This is a genomic window from Burkholderia reimsis (genome assembly GCF_003294055.1).
Lineage (GTDB): Bacteria > Pseudomonadota > Gammaproteobacteria > Burkholderiales > Burkholderiaceae > Burkholderia > Burkholderia cepacia.
In genome coordinates this window covers 140,332-157,936 of the sequence record NZ_QMFZ01000018.1, presented here as the reverse complement: position 1 = coordinate 157,936, position 17,605 = coordinate 140,332, and the positions used below count along the sequence as shown (strand labels likewise).

Here is a 17,605-nt window from a genome sequence, read left to right as displayed (position 1 = left end):
AGGACGTCAACGAAATCCAGCAGCGTCCCCTGCCCTCGCATGCGCGACTCGCAGCCTCGGCGCACCTCGTGCGCGAGTCGCGCAATCCGGACGGACTGCGCGCGACGCTCGAACACTACTTCGGCGTGCCGGTTGTGATCGAGGAGAACGTGTTTCACTGGATCGCGATCGATCCCGCTGATCAGGGACGCATGGGCCGCCCGGGGCCGGCCGCGACGATGGGACACGGCGCCATGCTGGGCCGCGTCGCGCCGGATCGCCAGCACCGGTTCCGTATCGTCATCGGGCCGGTCGATCTCGACGCCTATCTACGCTTCACACCGCAGGGCGAAGATCTGCCGCGGCTCGTTGAATGGGTGCGGGCGTTCGTCGGCCATGAACTGGAATGGGAACTCGAGCTGCGCATCCGGCCCGAAAGCGCGCCGCCCGCAGTGATGGGCGGCCAGCAGCGCATGGGCTGGTCGGGATGGCTGGGCCGCCCGAGCCCCCACAAACCGATTACCGGCATGCGTTTCGAGCCTGAGCGCTACGTTCGGCACTTCAATCGCCGCGCCACTGAATCTGAAGATCGACCATGAGCAAGAAACCATCCATCCAGCGGACAGACTCAGGCATTGCCCCTGCCGGGCGCGCACCGCATCACGACTGGCTCACGCCTGTGAGCGACGCCGGGCCATGCGGTCCGGACCTCGAATACGACCACGATTTCGTCGTGCTCTTCGCGAACGCGGCGCCCAGACAGGACGTGCAGTATGGCGCATTCGTCGGCGCACCCGATCCCGTCAACTGGAGTGAAGTCGAGCGCGATTGCCGGCGGCTCATGATGCGCACCAAGGACGTCCGTGTCGCCGTGCTTTACACCCGTTGCCGCACGCGACTGGCTGGCGCATCGGGTCTCGCGGAAGGCACTGGGCTGCTCGCCGCCTGGCTTGAGGCGTTCGCGGACAACGTTCATCCGCAGCCGGACATCGACGCAGAACGCAACGCTGCACTCGAAATGCGGATGAACGCGTTGCAGGCGCTCGCCGATCCCGAGGGGCTGCTGGCCGACGTGCGGGAACTCGTGCTCACGAAATCGACCGTGACGCGCCTGCAGGTCCGCGACGTCGAGCGCGCGTTTGCACATCCGAGACCGGCCGATGCGCTCGCGCCCGATTCGGTCGCGCAGCAGCTTCATGACCTGCGCACGCACCAACCCGCAGTCATGGCGGGCTTTGACGACGCGGTCGCGAATCTTGCAGCGATCGATGAGTGGTGCACCCGTCATCTCGGAGCGTACCAGCCGGATCTGTCGCCGCTGACGCGGCTGCTCGGCCGGTTGGGCACGCCCGCGCAGGTGATTGCGGCCCAACCGGTCGAGGCATCCACCGAACCTGTTTCGGCAACCGACGAATCAGAGGAAGGCGATGCGGCAATGCCGCCTGAACCGGTGTATGCAGCACCTGTTGCTGTTCCCGAAAGCACGACGGTGCAATCCGGCTCTGCGCCGCCGGCGGATCGTGAGTCGGCGCTTGCCTCGATCCGCACAGCCCGCGCATGGTTCGAGACTCATGAACCGAGCAGCCCGATTCCGGTGTTGCTCAAACGTGCCGAACAGTTCGTCGGCAAACGCTATGCCGAGATCGTGCGTGCCATTCCCACAGAGTTGCTGGCTGAATGGGAGCAGGCGGATGGCGCGTCGTGACCGCACGCACGTGGTGAGGAAGTTGGCCGATCGCGTTACGAACCCGGATTCCGCCGGTTGCCGCCATGTAATCGGCTCATTGTCAATTATCCTGAAAGGATGGAGATACGAATGCACATGCAACTGACCCGACTTGCCGTCACAACGCTCGCCTCCAGTCTTTTGCTCGCCGCCTGCAACTGGCTGCATCAGGGACCAGGCGCAGCCGATATTGACGGCGCTGTGCGTCGGGCGCTGCATACGGAAAACAGGGGCGGTCTGAATGCGCTTGCCGGCAGCCCGCTACCCACATCCGACGGTGTCGCGTCGGTAAAGCCCGATGGCGACTGCGCGAAAACGGGAAGCTCGAACGGTGTCGAGGCCTTCACCTGCAGCGTCAGCATCGTCCTGAAGCGTGGCGAGTCCGGCGATGGGGGCACAACCCTTCACGCCGAACTGCAGTTTGCACGCGATAGCGATGGTCACTGGCAGACCTCCGGTGTCGACCGCGCGATTGCGGTGGGCACGGCATCATCGCTTATTGACCAGGCTGGGCGCGCGCTCTCGGGGCAGGCTGCCTCGAATCCACAGTGACGCTTGTCGCAGGCATGAGCGGGCATCAAGGCATGACAACATACCGGTATGACGGCGCCGGTAATGCTAACCACGAGAGGCTTACTACGTAGGGCGAGTTACAGGGCGAGTAAATACCTAGCGATTTCGGATTTGCCCCCTTGTTGGTTACCTCGCGCTGTTCGCTCCCGTGTTTGAACGAATATCTGACATCTCTCCTGCCACGGCAGCAGACGCACTTTGGTAGACCGGCTCCGGAATAATCCCGTCCCGTAGCTCGGGGGGTGGAACATAGTTAGAGAGCATCCCATGACACGGCGCGCACGGCGGATGGCGCTATGCCAAATGCATAGAGGCGCTTGGACTTTTCTTCAGCGTCTTCGCGACAGGCCAGCGTCCAACGCGCCGTGCGCAGCCCGGGTACAGCAAGCATTGCGTCGAAATACGGTGCATCGACGTAGGACAATGAATGACCAAGTACGAATACCTCTTTAACATCACGCATCAGCGCGAAGAAATCGCCGTGAGCCTGGATTATTTGGGCTGAAGGCTTGAAAGTCTTAGAAAAATACTCGTCGAGGATGTCGTGCGCTTCCGCCAGGCGGACGTCGATGTCCTCGATGTCGGGCCGATCATTGAGCGACCGACGGCTTTCGGGATGCCAGGCGTGCCCGAGAATCAACTCGCTATCCGGCAAATCTGCGCTGCCGTGAATGTGGAAGACGTCGGCATCGGCCACCCCGTATACTTCACGCAATGTCGTCGTGTAGTTGAACGTCAGGAAGATTGCGTCTGTGCCCAGGAAACGCAAACGCCGCGGAACAGTTGTCACCGTCGGAATCGGTAGTTGCCGTATCCACTCGCCGAAAAGAAAGCGCAGCTCTCTGGAAAGACGCTCGACGACGCGTTCGACTTCGTATTGAAAATCATGATGGCCGGAATCGCTCCAGTCATCGTCTCCATAAGACCCCATGAAGTGCCCAAGGCTTTCGATGACGTGATTGACATCAATCTCTGCAAACGCCGCCTCCAGGTCGCTCCAGCTCTCGCCAGCGGGCAGATAGCTTTCCACGGCGTCGAACACGTCACGACCATGCAGCCGTACGTAATCCCTAAAGCACGAGTAGCTCGACGGGATACCGTGCCAAAGATCAAAGCCATTTCCGATCACGTAAAGCGTACGGGATGTCATCGATGGGTCTCCGGTCAGAGCACGACGGCGTGAACGCTCTCGGGCGAAAACCATTGTTCCAGCGTGCCCATCGCCACCGGCGACAGTAACTGGGTGAATAGCAGTGCAAGGCGCAGTTTGGGGCGAGAACACGCGACATAGAACAGATTGCGGTTTCGCTCGAAGGACTCCTCCCTCGCGGCCGGAATCGCTTGTCCCGCCGCCAACCCGAGCATCTCGCCAAAGTTGTACTGGTTCCATCCCCGACCGATAACAACCAGGACGTTATCGAATTCGGCACCCTTCACTCCGTGCTTGGTCTCAAAGGGCGAATGGCCGTCCAGGTAAGCCCGCAACGCCGATATCTCCGCGTAGGGAACAGCGCGCAGCCGCTCGACTTCGGCAAGCCTTTCCGGCATCTCTTCGCCGGCCGCCCGATCGAAGTCGCGTAGTTCGCGCTCACGCTTTTCGATCGCGTCAGGAAGCCGGGGCTTGCGTTGGTCAATGAGATGATCGATCACGTCTCCAACAGTGCCCGTCGCGCGAAGCTCCAGGACGCGGGTCATTGCATTGTGCCAGGCCGCTTTGTCCGCATGGCTGCGAAGAAGTGGAGTCGTCCCGCCGAGTGCCTCGAACATCGCCCCGAACCGGTTTGCCGCGAACGCGTCACAAGCCGGTTCGAGTTCATCGACGAGATATGCGATATGCGGATGTTCCTTCTTGGTGAAGGCGTCGTTGTAGCGAAATACAGTTGGCAGGCTCGTGTATCCCTGCTCGTTTGCGAGCAGCCTGTGCGTCAACATCAGGATCTTCGTGCTCTCGGGCGCAAGATCCCATCCTTGCTGCGCCAGGACCTCCTTGACGTGCTCAAGTGCCTGGTGACCGACATCGGCCGGAAGGTCGCCGCCCCAATGTCCGCCGGTTCTGCGTTGCCCCACCCAGTCGTTGGTATGAAAAACGCTCACCTGACCCACGGAATCCGGGTCCTTGACTTCCTGGCGCAACTCGGGCCGCATCCGGTTAAGGCAATCCACGATCGTCTTGACCGACCGGAAGTTGGCTTCCTTTCCAATCTCCGTTACGGACACGTGCTCAAGCCGGCCGCACCCATCGCCATAGATCTTCTGCCAGTGATCTCCGAAGAAGCCGAACAGCGGTCCATCCGGATTGCCTAAAAAAAGCCGCTTGATCGCCTCGACCCAATCCCTGTCAGTGTCCTGATATTCGTCCACCAGAATGATGGGAAAGCGATCTGCAACCATCCGCCGGAACTTCAGGTGCTCCATCAGGGAAATCGTGAGGGGCAGCACATCGTCATGGTGAATCGATACACGGTCCTCGCGAATTGAGCGGTGCCCCAGGCTGTACTCGACCCCGCGGCTGCCGAGCGCGCCGCCGACCTCTGCAAGTCGCTCCTGCCAATGCGGCATTGCCTCCACCAGGGACCGCAACTGCTTCTGGAAACCGCTAATCAGGGACCAGCAGAAGGCGTGGTTGGTCTCGCAGTACACCAATGGGCTCTTGTCGGTACGAGCAGCAATCTCGTCCCTGGCAACATTCGTGAATGTAATGCACGCAATCTGCTGATTCTTTTTCGGGAAACCATGTCGGTTTCGCTCGATGAGATACTGCAACGCCTTGATCAGGGAATATGTCTTGCCCGCACCAGCTCCGGCTTCGAGCCGGAAACTCCGTCCTTCATCCAGGCATCGAAACATTGCGTCGAGGGCACGTCGACTCGCCAGCTCGGCGGGAGACTGGATATCAGCCATGAGGAGAGGCCTCCGCGCTTGCAACGATAGCGTCTGCTGCCAGGGCCAGCGCAGGATCGGACAGATCGGGTTCGATGCCGGCTGCGAGCCATCGCACGCCGTCGACAAGGTACCTGGGGGCGCTCCACCCTTTCTCCTCAATGGCATACTTGAGCGCGAAGTCCGATTTCTTGAATTCTGCTGCCTTGCTACGGGCAGCGATCTCCAACTCTTCCCTGGTATTGCCCGTCAGCCCAAACAGCGCCTGATTTGCGAGGATGAAGGCGTCCTCGAACGTCCGTCCACATGGACCGCCTTCCACTTCCGCACATTGATAGGCGATGCAATTGCCCTCTCTTATTTTGTCGGCCTCGCCCTTGGCCAACAGTCCCCCCAGGGTGAATGGATCGTCATCCGAAAACCACGCCTTCAGGCAAGCGTTGCTTGAATACGTTCCCTTGTGGACCTCGCACGCCGAACCACCCGCTTTTTCCACGGCGTCAAGGTCGGTGATAATCAAGCTGCGGAGTTCGAGGAATGCCAGAAGCTTGAAGAACAAATGCGCGTACGCGCCCCCCACTTCTATCGTGGTGACGTACTGGCTGGACAACTTCGGTGAATCAGGCTCGGTCTCTTCGAGTTTCCCGATGACGACGGGCAAAAGAAGGCGCTCGCTCAAGCCTTCAACCAGAATGGCCTTGTCTGCAAAAAAGAGATCACAACGCGTCAGTGTCATGTACTGGTGAAGGAACTTCTTGTCGGGCTCAGAAACGCCATCCAGCCCCCTGCGCAGATCCTTGATCCTGGTCTGCCGGACGCCTGGTTGCGCTCCTGGCACGTCTCGTCCGAGGAAGTAACGGATACTTTCGAAGCCCGCTTCGTTTGCGACGTGCGACGAATGCGTAGAAACGACGAACTGGACCGGCCAGGGTGTCTTATCTTCGGTACTCTCCACCAGCAATTGGGCCGTTTTGGCGAGTTGCCGGATGAATACTTCCTGCATCTGGGGGTGCAGATGCGCCTCAGGTTCCTCGATGAAAATGAGATGGACACCCGGGGCCGTCGCTTCGGCGCGAAAGGCTTTGTAGAACCCCGCCAACTGCAGGAGGATGAAGATCAGATTCCGCGCACCGAGGCCGTTGTACGATTCAGGCAACGCGACACCGCTATAGCCGGCGTAACGAACTTTCGTGAAATTGGACAACAGCTTTCGTACGTCAAGAAGGGTCTCAGTATGCAGTTCCTGATTGCCTAATCCTGGGTACCCGAAGCTCTTCAGGGCAGGGATCAGTCCCTTTAGCTGTCCACCGAAGTTTGTATCAATCTGCGATTGAATACCCTGGACGGCTTCCGTCAAGGAATCTGCGATCTGTTTGTCGGCCGCATCTGCCGAAGCCGATGAGGCAGTTGCGAAAAGAAGCTCGACAGTCTTGGCAAGGACGTCCGACTCTCGCGACGTGACGTCGTCAAGGCCACGTTGCGCGTTGATGAAACCCGTCTTGACCAGACCCTTCACTGCGTTGGGAAGGAGCTGGCGCTGGTTTCCAGCGTCATTGGGGTCTTCTGCCCATATGCACGTCGCATAATTGCCTGGTATTCGATCGCGCAACGTACGAAAGAACGTTAGTCGAGCTTCGGCAGACAACGGCGTCGGTGGCAGGCCATCAAAAAGCTGGGAAAGCTGGCCGTCTTTCAGCTCGTAGCGGACAACTACAAGCGCCTCGGTGCAGTCAGGGTCGAGGTCGATGACAAAAGGACTCAGCGGTCCCAATTGAGGCTGATTCGGATCGTACTGGAAGGTCAGTCGCAGCTCGATGTAGGGGATGAGCGCACGAACGATATCGTCGTGTTCGTCGTTGCTCCGAGCCTCCCAGGCTAGACGAAAGCCCTCATAGCAGGCGCTTGAGAAGTCTTCAAGCTGAAACTGCGCGCTGCCATCGGCGAGTAGCCGTCGGATGACTTCGGAAAGCGACGTCTTGCCGCTGTTGTTGCGGCCCACGACGACTGTAGTGAGATCTTCCAAAGCAAGGTCGACATCCGAGAGAAGACGGAAGTTCTTTATCTGAACATGACGCAGCTTCATTTATTCCCCCGGGCGCCGGCAATTTGATGCGTTGGTTTTGCGTATGGTAGTTCATAAATGCCATACGCTGAGCGCGGTCGATTCAATGATATTTTTCGACGTCACAGCCACGATTTCCACATAAGTGTCTGGTCAGTACCTTGATTGCTACCAGGTTCGGACAGGACGTGACTAGCCGATGTCGACCTGGCGTCAGATCGCGTCCACGATCCCGATCACCAGCCCTCCGAAGATTCAAAAGAAACTCGGACACATATAACTGCTGCGAGCCCGGTTCGATCCTGCGGCTTCGTCGGTACGGTCGTGTTCCGGCGTCCCTCCCCGTTCAAGGAGCAAGACGATGTTTCCCACCCCTCTCGATTACCTTGCCGCCTTCGCGCTCGCATTTGTCAGCGGTGCGCTCGTGGCCGCGTGCCACTGCAAGTATGTCGGCAAGGTCCGACGCGATGTCCATGCCCGCGCGTGCGAGCCTGCCATTCATGCATAACCGTCCGCCATTCCTGCCATATGGCGAGGGGGACGAAGACGAAGAGCCCGCGTGGCAAGCCAGTCTTCACCGGCTTCACCATCAGCGTCAGCCGCCAGACCCCGACGAAGACGAATCGCCGCGCTACCGCCCGGGCAAGGGGGACCTCGTCTGGCCGTGTCCGTCATGCGAGTCACTTCGCACCGAGCAACGGCATATCGCAAGACGCGTCTTCAGCGCCGTCGGTGCTGCGGCGGGCGCGACGAGTGCAATCACCGCGTCGCTGTCCGGTGCCGAGACCGGTGCGGCCATCGGCATGCTCGGCGGTCCTCTCGGAGCCGTCTGCGGCAGCGTTGCCGGCGCGATACTCGCGGGACTCGTGGCTGGCGCCGCCGGCTGCGCGACCGGCGCCGCACTCGGCGAAGCCCTCGACCTGAAGTGCCTCGACAACTGGCGGTGCCTGGCCTGCGGACGCACCTTTACCGTTCGTCCTGGCTGACGCTTCGTCTATCTCCTTTCCGTTTCGTTCCTTTCATCTCGGTGCCCGGCGCGTGCCGGGCTTTATGCACTTCTTTTCACAGGAATCCAAAAAATGCATCTCGTACAGACCATGGCGTTTACAGGCGAGGAACCGTGGCACGGTCTCGGCAACGAACTCGCGCCCAAACAGCCGCTCGAAGTCTGGCAAAAGGCCGCTGGCATGGACTGGAGTATTGAAGAAGCCGAAGTGCGCTTCGTCGCCGCCGGCAACAAAAGCCTCGGCTCGATTCACGCCTTCCCCGAACAGAAGGTCCTCTATCGTTCGGACACGAAAGCAGCCCTGTCCGTTGTCTCAGCGCGCTACCAGGTTGTCCAGCCTGCCGAAATACTGGAGTTCTATCGCGACCTTACCGATTACTCGGGGTTCGAACTCGAAACCGCGGGTGTATTACGCGAAGGCCGCAAGCTGTGGGCGCTCGCGAAAACGGGCCAGTCCGCCACCCTCAAGGGCCGCGATACCGTGAACGGATATCTGCTCCTTGCGACAGCCTGCGACGGGTCGCTTGCCACCACCGCACAATTTTGCAGCGTTCGTGTGGTGTGTAACAACACCCTGTCGATCGCTCTGGGTGAGGGCACGGGGGCGGTGAAGGTCCCACATCGTTCGCAGTTCGACGCCGCCGCTGTCAAACGTCAGCTTGGCATTTGTATCTCTTCGTGGGATGCCTTCATGGTTCGCATGAAAGCATTGTCGGAATGCAAGGTGTCCGACGCGGCAGCCGAGAAATTCCTGCGACGCGTACTGACGTACCCCGCCACAAATGGCGCGGAACGCGATGCGATTGCGGTCAACGAGCGGGCTATCAAGGCGGTCGGCCAGCTCTACGCCGGTCGTGGCATGGGCTCGGATCTCGCTTCCGCATCCGGCACGGCATGGGGGCTGCTGAACGCTGCGACTGAATACGCAGACCACCATCGGCGCGCACGTAGCGATGATCATCGGCGTGACGCGTCGTGGTTTGGCGCGGGCGCTACGCTCAAAGCTCGCGCGTGGGAAGAAGCCATGAAGCTCGTCGCGTGAGTTCATTGTCCACCACGGCATAGACGCCCGGTCGGGTTCTCCCCGCCGGGCGTTTCCGCTTTCAGGAGGTCACCATGTCTTTGCAGGAAACCACAGGACGAACTCGCCGCCCCGCGCTGCGTCTTGTCGAAACAAAGGATCTTCCCCGCGCCGACTGGCTCGAGGTCAGAAGATCGGGGATCGGCGGATCGGACGCGGCGGCGGCAGTCGGTCTGAACCCTTACATGAGCCCGCTGGAGTTATGGCTGGACAAGACCGGACGCTCGGAAGGGCTACCCCGTCCCGATCCGACCGACACCACTTCGCCCACATATTTCGGCACGCTGCTTGAGCCGATTGTTGCAGCCGTCTACACGCAGACGACAGGAAATCGCGTGCGCAAGGTCAATGCCGTACTCAGGCATTCCACTATTCCCTTCATGCTCGCCAACCTCGATCGGGAGATCGTCGGTGCCCGTGACGTCCAGATCCTGGAGTGCAAGACCGCGGGAGAATTCGGCGCACGGCTCTGGCGCGACGGCGTACCTGAGTACATAGAACTGCAGGTGCAGCACCAGCTGGCCGTCACCGGCAAGACTGCGGCGCACGTCGCCGTGCTGCTGTGCGGACAGGCGCTCGAAGTGCATCGCATAGAGCGTGACGACGCGCTCATCGCCCGGCTCATCCAGCTCGAAGCGCAGTTCTGGAAATACGTCCAGACCGACACACCGCCTCCGGCGGATGGATCGGAGTCAGCAGACCGGGCCTTGCGGCATCTGTATCCGGGAAACGGCGGCACGATCGATTTCAGCGACGACCGCAACCTCTCGTCGGTATTCGCTGACCTGGTGGCGGTACGGGCTGAAATCGAGGCGCGTCAGGCAATCGAGGCGCAGCTGAAACAGCAGATCCAGCAGGCGATGGGCGATGCGACGCGCGCGGTGTTCGAGACCGGCGAAGCCTCGTTCAGACGCAGCAAGGATTCATCTGCCGTCGATCTGAAACGGCTGCTGGCCGATCACCCGGAGCTCGAGCAGCAGTACGCCACGTCAAAGCAGGGGTCCCGACGCTTCCTGGTCTCCACCTGATCCGATATCCCCAATCATTTTAGTTAGAGGTCCAATATGTTGAAAGGCCTTTCCATCACTCCACCCGTCGTGGGCCGAATCTCCATCGGGCGCATCGTGGAAAAGAATGGCAAACGTCTGCCGGAAAAAGCGGATGACTTCACCCTCACCACACAGGTTCAGCAGCGCGGCGAATGGGTCCTTCATCCGCTCAACGAAGCCCTGCGCAAAACCACGTCGGGCAAGCTCAGGTCGATCCCCGTCCGCATGCTGTTCAACGATCCAGATCTGAACCTGCGGGCCGACTATACGCTGTTCGAGCGCGACACCGGACGGCAGGTGTGCGTCGGAAACGGCCAGACGTGCAGACGCGTCAGCGAAGACGGCAATGGCATCGACACCCTGCCCTGCCCGTCGCCGGAGGGCTGCGCGTTCGGCCAACAGGGCGGCTGCAAGCCCTATGCGCGTCTGAACGTCATCATCGGCGAAGAAGATGAGCTTGGCTCATTCATTCTCCGTACGACGTCCTGGAACAGCATCCGGACCCTGGCCGCCCGCCTGCACTACTTCAGCGCCGTGTCGGGCAACCGGCTCGCCAGTCTGCCGCTGACACTGAAGCTGAGAGGCAAAAGCACCACCCAGAGCTACCGCTCGGCGATCTACTACGTGGATCTCAGTGTCCGTTCGGGCAGCACGCTGGAAGACGCGCTGACGCAGGCGAAGGAACTCGATGCGCGGCGCCGCGCAACCGGTTTCGACCAGGCAGCGCTCGATGCGGCGGCGCGTGCCGGATTCGCCAACGGGGCGTTCGAGGACAGCCCGGACGAACGGGCAGCTGTGGTGGAAGAGTTCTACCCCGAGTCCGTGGCCGATCACGCGGACACTGGCTCCGAGGCAACGGGAAATACTGGCGAGACACAACCGCCACAACGGCCACAACCACCACAACCGCCGCGATCAAGCCTGCGCGACAAGCTCGACCGTAAAGCCGCTTCGCTTGGAGGGAAGGCTGCATGAACAACGACACGTGCGAGCCATTCGTCTGCCGGGACGGACGACTGCTGCCCCGCTACAACGACGCCCAGACTGCGCTTGCCCCCGGTCTGTATCTAGGACTGTTCCACGGACGCGGCGCGATCGACGACATCCTCGACGACTGGGGATTCGACGGGCCGGTGATCGGTCCGCTCGAATTCGTGCATACGACGTATGCGGCAGACGTGAAGTTGCGCTTCGCCGATGGACAGATAGCCGGACGGTATTTCCCGGACACGGGTTTCGTCACGAATCTCTCAACAGCCGAACGGACACGCTGCGCCGAAGCCTCACTCGCCATCGCCGACGATCTGCTCGTCTTCGATGGCCGCTATTTCGGCGACTGGACGGTCTTTCACATCGCGCAAAAGTAGCCATGCATCCCTCAACCCCGGCTCAAAGCGCGGCCATCACATGGACATTCTGCCTATGGAGAACATCAACAGCAGTGAAGCCCGCTTTCTCCAACTGCGACCACCTGGCGGATGCGCGCTCTGGCTCGCGACGGTGGCGACCCTCACCGCGCTGGCCCTATCGATCCTCGCAGGCTGGCAGCGCGGCGGCTCGCTGTCCGAGCGGGTCGTGTGGGTAGCAATCGGCACGGTGCTCGTCACGAGCGCGCATCTGTTGCCGGCGCTACTCAGGGACACGCCGGTGCCGGTCCGTGGCATAGGTACCCTCTTATGGGGTGCCTGTCTGGCGACCGCGTGCTATGGGCACGCCGTGTTTTTCGTGACGGCCCAGCAGCATGCCGGGGAACTGCGGGCATCTGCCGTGCCAAACGTTGAGGTCACAGCGTCGGGTCGCAGTCTGACCGTCATCATGGCGGATCGGACCAGCGTGACGCGGCAGCTCGCGTTCACACAAACGCAGCGTTGTTCGCGTGACTGTCCGGGGCTGGCAACGCGTCGCGTGACGCTCGCCGCGAAGCTCGATGCGCTGAATGCCGAAGCAGACGACGTTCGACGCAGCGAAGCCGAACGGGACCGAGCCTCGACCCGGCGCGACGCATTACTCGCCGATCCGGTCACGTCGCGACTGGCGTCGTCACTCGGCGTGAGTACGGCGCGCGTCGATCTGCTCTCGGGACTGGCGTTCGCTGCCGTGCTCGAAGGCGTCGCGTGCCTGCTGTGGACGGTTGCACTCCGGCCAGCGTCGCTACCAGCGCTGTTACCGGCTGCGGTGCCTGCCGTGACTGCGCCGGAAGTCACGCCACTGCCGGAAGCAGTCACCGCCGTGACTCGCGTGAGCCAGCCTGCAGTCATGGCAGTCACAGCGAATCGCGCCAGCGAGGCCGTTAGTTGCGAAACGGTCACGGAGAGTCACGCCGTTACGACGGGCAGTCACGCGGCGCGCGACGACCCCGTTACGCCGTTGCCGAAGACAGCATCAGGCGACGACGACCTGAGCGGACTGGTTCGCGACATCGCAGCCGGTCGCGTGCGTCCGACCGTCGCCGACATCCGGCGTCATCTCAGCTGTTCCCAGGCACGCGCGACGGCACTGCGCCGCCAGCTCGCTGGAGTCGCCCCGACGGCATAAGCCGGGCCTGAGCCCGGCGATCCCGTTTTTCCCTTTCCCATCTCGTGTCGCACGTCCGGTTCATCCGGAGGCCGTCGCACGTCCATCAACAGGAGAACGTCGTGAATGCTTCAACCCATCACAGCCTGCCGTACCTGCTGGGCGGGCATCACAAACGGCCGCAGAGCGAGCCCCCAAGGGCACGCAGCCGTTCGAAGCGGGGCGCTGTGCACTCACCGCCGGACGCAGGGTCGATGCTCGAGTGGTACCCGGGACTGGCGAGCTGCCGAAGACTCATTGACCACCTGCCCGCTCCGGCGGGCTTCCTTCACGTCGACCTATGGACACCACCGATCTTGTCAAAAGCGTCAGCATCACCAATCTCGCCAGGCAGCGCGACGCCGTTGTCGAACGCGTTCACCGCGCACTCGACCTGCTCGACGAAGCTCAACAGCTCGCGAAGAGCGCACACCTCGGCTTTCCGCGGCTCGTGCTCGACGATGCCTATGCTTGTCGCGGCAGGCCCTCCGTTACCGGAGACTATGCAAAACGCGACGAGGCAGAAGCCGCCATCGTTGCTGTCATCGACGTGCGCGGCTGGAGCTATCTGCTGTCCGAATCAGGCCTGCGCACCTTCATGGATGCCAAGGCCCGGGAGCAGTGGGGCCGCCAGCTCGTCGAAGGCGACGTACCGGAACTGACTGTCGCCAATATCGAAGCCACCTTCACCCAGCTCTACGGCGCGCGCGGCGACATGTTCGAGCGCGGCGTACTGCAGTGCTTCCGTCGGCTGTCGTGGGATTACAAAAGCAATCAGCCGTTCCGGTTTGGCAAGCGGATTATCGTCAAGTATCTGCTCTCGCAGGGCTCCACGAACCACCGCGTCACGGACGAACTGGACGACATCGTTCGGGTGTTCTGCGTGCTCGATGGACAGCCCGAGCCGGATCATCGGCACGGCGTGTATTACCTGATCTCGGACGCGCAGCGGGAGCGGCGCGCCGAAGCCGAACACGCGTACTTCCAGCTGCGCTGGTTCAAGAACGGCAACGGGCACCTGACGTTCAAGCGCCCCGATCTGGTCGACCAGATGAACCTGATCCTCGCCAAGCACTACCCGAACGCGCTCGCCTCGGAAGTCAGATAGCTTCCGTCGTCTTTAGGCGCGTTCCGCACCTCGCCTTTTCCCCTCGTTTCATTAATCGCCATCCGGCTGATCCGGAGGGCCGTGTTCGCATTTCTTCAGGAGACTCCATGCACAAAACCAGCTTTGTCGATCTTCCGCCACGCCTGTGGCCGCTGCTCACGCCGTTCGGTGTCACGGCAGGCATCACGGCGGTCAGCCTCGCGCTCGCCGTGTACTGCTACGGGCAGTCCTGCAAACGCGATTGGGTCCGACGCCGGACAGGCCCGACTGCCTGCGCGACAAGCAGTAAAGCCTGACCTTTGCGCCGGTGGCTTTCACCGGCCCCTCGTTCAAGGAGCGCACATCCCGTTTCGCGAGCGGCGTGCGCTCGTCCGCTATCAGGAGAGTTCGTCGTGAATCTTCCATCTACCCGTTTCCCCGGCCCCCGATTCAGGCCCGGCCGGATTCTTGCCACACCCGCTGCCGTCGAAGTCATCGCCGATGCGCGTGTGCCCATCCTCCAGCTCCTCACGCGTCATCTGTGCGGCGACTGGGGCGAGCTTGCCGCGTCCGACCGCGAGCAGAACGATCTCGCCATCGAGGCGGGGCTACGCATCCTGTCGAGCTACGTGCTGCCCAACCGGCAGACCGTATGGGTCATCACGGAGTGGGACCGCTCCGCGACAACTTTTCTGCTACCCGGTGACTACTGACATGCTGATCCAGAAACTCCATCCGGGCATCCGGCTTGGCCAGCAGCCGGTGCTGGCCGGGTCCGGCAACCCGCTCTTCAGCCGGCAGGGACACTGGGATGGCGGCAGCACGCTGCATTGTGTCGCGATGGCGCTTGCGCTGATCGGCAGGATCGACGACCCGGTCAGGCTGCCGTATCGCACGAGTGGCAACGAGCGCACGGTGTGGGATCACGCCTGGCCTCACTACCTGCACGGCCTCACGTTCTCCGAACTGGCGAGCTTCGTGTGGGAATTGAACCTGGGCGTGCGACCGGCCGCCTTCCTGGGACAGGCGAACGGCGTCCTGCGCTTTGGCGCGCGCGAGCTGAACAGCTACCGTCCCGTCATCGTCGGGTGGCGACAGCGGCAACCCGTCGCGTCGCACGCCGCGCTCGTCGTCGGCGTCGAGGGCCGTCTATCCGGCCGGGCATTCGAGCCGCATGCCTTGCTTCTGCTTGATCCCGCCGGCAACGCCCCAGGACTGGCGGGATTCAACGCGCGCATCGACGTCCGATCGCGCGGCAGGCCGTGTTATCTGTCCACGGACGTGGCGCACCATATCCGGTTCGAAGGCGCGCTTTCGCTTCGCCCGGCCGCTACCGCAAGCGCTGACGCTTGATCTGCGGCGGCGTCGCGGCGTTCGCGCGGCGTGCTCCGGTAGGCTTGAGCGACACTCCGTGCAGCGGCGCAAACAGTTCCGAAAGCGTCACCCCCAGGCAATAGCAGATGTTCGCCACAGTCTCGACCGACGGATTGGCGATGCCCCGCTCGATCGACGAGATGTAGGTGCGGTCAACACCAGCCTCGAAGGCCAGCGTCTCCTGCGATTTCTCCGCCGCGTGCCGGCATTCCTTGATCCGCTTGCCAAGCGCAATCGAGATCGGAGCCGGACGGGCTGCGGGAGGATTGGGGCGTCTGGTAGTCATGGCGTGCAGGATGCCCGCCCGTCGACTGATTAACGACGTTGTAAACACGTCTATACTTGTCGCTTATACTCGACAATCCATTGTATTCCCCATCGCCTGCCGATGTAGCGAACCGCATCGGCTGGCTCTCTTTCATCCACGTTTGTAGAGTAAACACGTCAATCAAGGAGTTGTCATGCAGGAACAGGCACAAAACGTCCGGAACGCCGCCCACACGGTGTTCCCCCTCTTTGTCATCATTGGCATCTTCGGCCTCGGCATCTGGCCGGTGATGTATCTCTCCATGCGCGAGAAGCGCATCAACGAAGCGCTCGGCGCGGAACTCATCCCGCACTGGGTTTCCGTGACGCAGATCGCGCTGCTTGGCGCGACGCTCTTTCTGAAGTTCTTTGGCGGCTGGGCCGATTCGGACGACATCGTCGCCCTGTCGGTCCTTACCTCGCTCGCCATGGGCGTGATGTGGATCGTCTTCGCGTTCCGGGCAAAGACCACGCTCGAGCGCGTGGTCGTGCATCAATGGCAGATCACGGGCTACCGGCTCAATCCGGTGTGGACGTTCTTTTTCTCGCTCTTTTACATCGTCTACTGCCTGAACGACCTGCCGGAAGCTGTACGACGCGCCAGCCCCATCCAGCAGCCTGTCGCCTGAGCCCGTTCCGCACCGCCGCTGCGCTTTTCCCGGCAGGCGGTGCGGGATCAACGCTCCCGAGACAACAATCCACCCGGCTCACCCGACACCGTCTGCCACCACGCTCGCGGACTCCGGGGATCGCCATACGGAAGACCTCAATGGGAACAGACCGGGTCAACGCTTTTCACGGTCCGGATTCGGTCCGGCATGAGGCGGCGGAACTGCTGCTGCTCGCTGCACGGACACTCGTTTCGCCCCAGACGCCGCTGTGGGGGCGCGCACGCTGCATCGACCTGATCGATACGCTGCTCGATCTCGCGACACGCCACGGCTTCATGCTGACCGAGCCGCTGCTGGAGATGCTGGACGCCGACCTGTACGGTGATGACACGCTCCGGATGCTTCATGCCGCCTTCAATCCGGTACCAGAAACGGAACTGGTCGCAGCCCTTCAGCAGAGCAGCTTTCATGCGTGGCTACAGGGAAAAGTGCACTGAATCCCAGTCGTTGCAAACACAACCAGGGAAATCAGACGGCATAACGGCAGGTGCGCCTTCTGGCGTACCTGCCGTCTCGACTGACATTCTTTTTTTTGCGCCCTGCGCTACCATCCTGACAATAACGTGAAGGCGAATCACTGTAGCCGACCAGGAGCGCACTCTCACATGCCCCGGAAGCGGTCGACCAATTTTCCGATCGCCCGGCAGCACATTTAACCACCGCGTCTGCTGTCCTGTTCGCTCATCGCGTCGCCTCAGGGCGCCAGGCGCCGAATGCGACCGGCTTTGCACGGTTCGCGTGCGTCACGTTTGTCCTGTCGGGCGTGCCGTTGAATGGATCGGAAGACGTGACGATCTCGCTGTCGAAGAGCCATGCGCGCCGCCCAGCGTCATAGCGGAACGTGATGAAGTCGGTCCAGTGCGCGCCGCACGCGACGCCGTTCTGCACCGTAAAGTAGCGGCCCTTGACCGCGAGCCCATCGTAGCCATCCTCGAACGGATCACACTGACCGCCGTCGTTGGCGCGCAGCACCACCGTATCGTTGCGTGCGGCGAGGCGATACTCCCCGCTTGTCTGTTCCTCGAAGATCAGCAGCGGGCGCGGCGACGGGCTATCCGTCGACTCGGCGCGCCGGTGTGCGACGACGAGCAGGCTTTGCCGGCCGCCTTCGATTTGCGGCCCCGCGCGGAACGTCATCGGCTCATAACCCGGGGGCAACTGCATTGCGACGCCCGCAGGTAGTTCGGCGGCATGCAGCGTGGTGGACACGGCAAAGAGGACTACCGGCAGCAGAATGCGTTTCATCGGGAGAAGGGCG

General features: G+C 61.8%; 21 protein-coding genes. 16 read left to right on the top strand and 5 right to left on the bottom strand.

Going from position 1 to position 17,605, the window contains the following annotated elements; translation table 11 throughout:
- From tssG to DPV79_RS21440, 3 genes are all read left to right on the top strand, one after another.
- On the top strand, positions 1–578 hold a 578-nt coding region (gene tssG / locus DPV79_RS21450), incomplete at its 5' end, for a type VI secretion system baseplate subunit TssG (protein ID WP_113046417.1).
- Positions 575–1,684: a type VI secretion system protein TssA gene (gene tssA, locus DPV79_RS21445; RefSeq protein ID WP_113046416.1), complete on the top strand. Its 1,110-nt coding sequence runs from the start codon at positions 575–577 to the stop codon at positions 1,682–1,684. The genes tssG and tssA, both read left to right, overlap by 4 nt.
- Positions 1,685–1,795: 111 nt before the next feature.
- Positions 1,796–2,257 (top strand): hypothetical protein, encoded by a 462-nt coding sequence (locus tag DPV79_RS21440; RefSeq protein WP_341867611.1) that lies wholly within the window; start codon positions 1,796–1,798, stop codon positions 2,255–2,257.
- A 274-nt stretch (positions 2,258–2,531) separates the two neighbouring features.
- On the opposite strand, the gene DPV79_RS21435 is transcribed toward DPV79_RS21440, so the two are convergent.
- The 3 genes from DPV79_RS21435 to DPV79_RS21425 are packed head-to-tail and all read right to left on the bottom strand — an operon-like array spanning position 2,532 to position 7,241.
- A complete protein-coding gene (locus DPV79_RS21435) occupies positions 2,532–3,428 on the bottom strand; it encodes a bacteriophage abortive infection AbiH family protein (protein WP_113046415.1) in 897 nt (298 codons plus the stop codon).
- Between the two features lie 14 nt (positions 3,429–3,442).
- Positions 3,443–5,179, bottom strand: a complete 1,737-nt coding sequence (locus DPV79_RS21430; protein ID WP_113046414.1) for a UvrD-helicase domain-containing protein — start codon at positions 5,177–5,179, stop codon at positions 3,443–3,445.
- On the bottom strand, positions 5,172–7,241 hold the full coding sequence (locus DPV79_RS21425; protein WP_113046413.1) for an ATP-dependent nuclease: 2,070 nt from the start codon (positions 7,239–7,241) through the stop codon (positions 5,172–5,174). The genes DPV79_RS21430 and DPV79_RS21425 overlap by 8 nt, the downstream gene beginning before the upstream one ends.
- A gap of 340 nt (positions 7,242–7,581) precedes the next feature.
- Between DPV79_RS21425 and DPV79_RS42715 the strand changes: the two genes are divergently transcribed.
- The 11 genes from DPV79_RS42715 (at position 7,582) to DPV79_RS21380 (ending at position 15,349) form a co-directional block, all read left to right on the top strand.
- Positions 7,582–7,728, top strand: a complete 147-nt coding sequence (locus DPV79_RS42715) for a hypothetical protein (RefSeq protein WP_165843544.1) — start codon at positions 7,582–7,584, stop codon at positions 7,726–7,728.
- Positions 7,721–8,206 carry a hypothetical protein gene (locus DPV79_RS43410; RefSeq protein WP_244321786.1) on the top strand — a complete coding sequence of 162 codons (486 nt, stop codon included), beginning with the start codon at positions 7,721–7,723 and terminating at the stop codon, positions 8,204–8,206. The genes DPV79_RS42715 and DPV79_RS43410 overlap by 8 nt, the downstream gene beginning before the upstream one ends.
- Positions 8,207–8,299: 93 nt before the next feature.
- Positions 8,300–9,268 (top strand): DUF932 domain-containing protein, encoded by a 969-nt coding sequence (locus DPV79_RS21415; RefSeq protein ID WP_113046412.1) that lies wholly within the window; start codon positions 8,300–8,302, stop codon positions 9,266–9,268.
- Between the two features lie 74 nt (positions 9,269–9,342).
- Positions 9,343–10,335: a YqaJ viral recombinase family nuclease gene (locus DPV79_RS21410; protein WP_113046411.1), complete on the top strand. Its 993-nt coding sequence runs from the start codon at positions 9,343–9,345 to the stop codon at positions 10,333–10,335.
- Between the two features lie 36 nt (positions 10,336–10,371).
- Positions 10,372–11,331 (top strand): recombination directionality factor, encoded by a 960-nt coding sequence (locus DPV79_RS21405; RefSeq protein WP_113046410.1) that lies wholly within the window; start codon positions 10,372–10,374, stop codon positions 11,329–11,331.
- On the top strand, positions 11,328–11,723 hold the full coding sequence (locus DPV79_RS21400; protein WP_113046409.1) for a hypothetical protein: 396 nt from the start codon (positions 11,328–11,330) through the stop codon (positions 11,721–11,723). The genes DPV79_RS21405 and DPV79_RS21400 overlap by 4 nt, the downstream gene beginning before the upstream one ends.
- 55 nt (positions 11,724–11,778) lie before the next feature.
- The gene (locus DPV79_RS21395; RefSeq protein WP_244321785.1) at positions 11,779–12,891 is read left to right on the top strand and encodes a hypothetical protein; all 1,113 of its coding nucleotides are present in this window, start codon (positions 11,779–11,781) and stop codon (positions 12,889–12,891) included.
- Between the two features lie 319 nt (positions 12,892–13,210).
- Positions 13,211–14,017 (top strand): DUF4942 domain-containing protein, encoded by an 807-nt coding sequence (locus tag DPV79_RS21390; RefSeq protein ID WP_113046408.1) that lies wholly within the window; start codon positions 13,211–13,213, stop codon positions 14,015–14,017.
- Positions 14,018–14,124: 107 nt separating this feature from the next.
- The gene (locus DPV79_RS42180) at positions 14,125–14,313 is read left to right on the top strand and encodes a hypothetical protein (RefSeq protein WP_133295697.1); all 189 of its coding nucleotides are present in this window, start codon (positions 14,125–14,127) and stop codon (positions 14,311–14,313) included.
- Between the two features lie 96 nt (positions 14,314–14,409).
- The gene (locus DPV79_RS21385) at positions 14,410–14,709 is read left to right on the top strand and encodes a hypothetical protein (protein ID WP_113046407.1); all 300 of its coding nucleotides are present in this window, start codon (positions 14,410–14,412) and stop codon (positions 14,707–14,709) included.
- 1 nt (position 14,710) lies between these two features.
- A complete protein-coding gene (locus DPV79_RS21380; RefSeq protein WP_113046406.1) occupies positions 14,711–15,349 on the top strand; it encodes a hypothetical protein in 639 nt (212 codons plus the stop codon).
- Here DPV79_RS21380 and DPV79_RS21375 read toward each other — a convergent pair.
- Positions 15,327–15,668, bottom strand: a complete 342-nt coding sequence (locus tag DPV79_RS21375; protein WP_113046421.1) for a helix-turn-helix domain-containing protein — start codon at positions 15,666–15,668, stop codon at positions 15,327–15,329. The two genes, DPV79_RS21380 and DPV79_RS21375, sit on opposite strands and share 23 nt — an antisense overlap.
- A 163-nt stretch (positions 15,669–15,831) precedes the next feature.
- Here DPV79_RS21375 and DPV79_RS21370 point away from each other — a divergent pair, with 163 nt between their 5' ends.
- Both DPV79_RS21370 and DPV79_RS21365 read left to right on the top strand, forming a co-directional pair.
- Positions 15,832–16,305 carry a hypothetical protein gene (locus DPV79_RS21370; RefSeq protein ID WP_113046405.1) on the top strand — a complete coding sequence of 158 codons (474 nt, stop codon included), beginning with the start codon at positions 15,832–15,834 and terminating at the stop codon, positions 16,303–16,305.
- 140 nt (positions 16,306–16,445) lie between these two features.
- Positions 16,446–16,784, top strand: coding sequence for a hypothetical protein (locus DPV79_RS21365; RefSeq protein WP_113046404.1), 339 nt, complete (start codon positions 16,446–16,448; stop codon positions 16,782–16,784).
- A gap of 244 nt (positions 16,785–17,028) precedes the next feature.
- Here the strand turns inward: DPV79_RS21365 and DPV79_RS21360 are convergent, their stop codons facing one another.
- Positions 17,029–17,592, bottom strand: a complete 564-nt coding sequence (locus DPV79_RS21360) for a hypothetical protein (protein WP_113046403.1) — start codon at positions 17,590–17,592, stop codon at positions 17,029–17,031.
- Between the last annotated feature and the right edge of the window lie 13 nt (positions 17,593–17,605).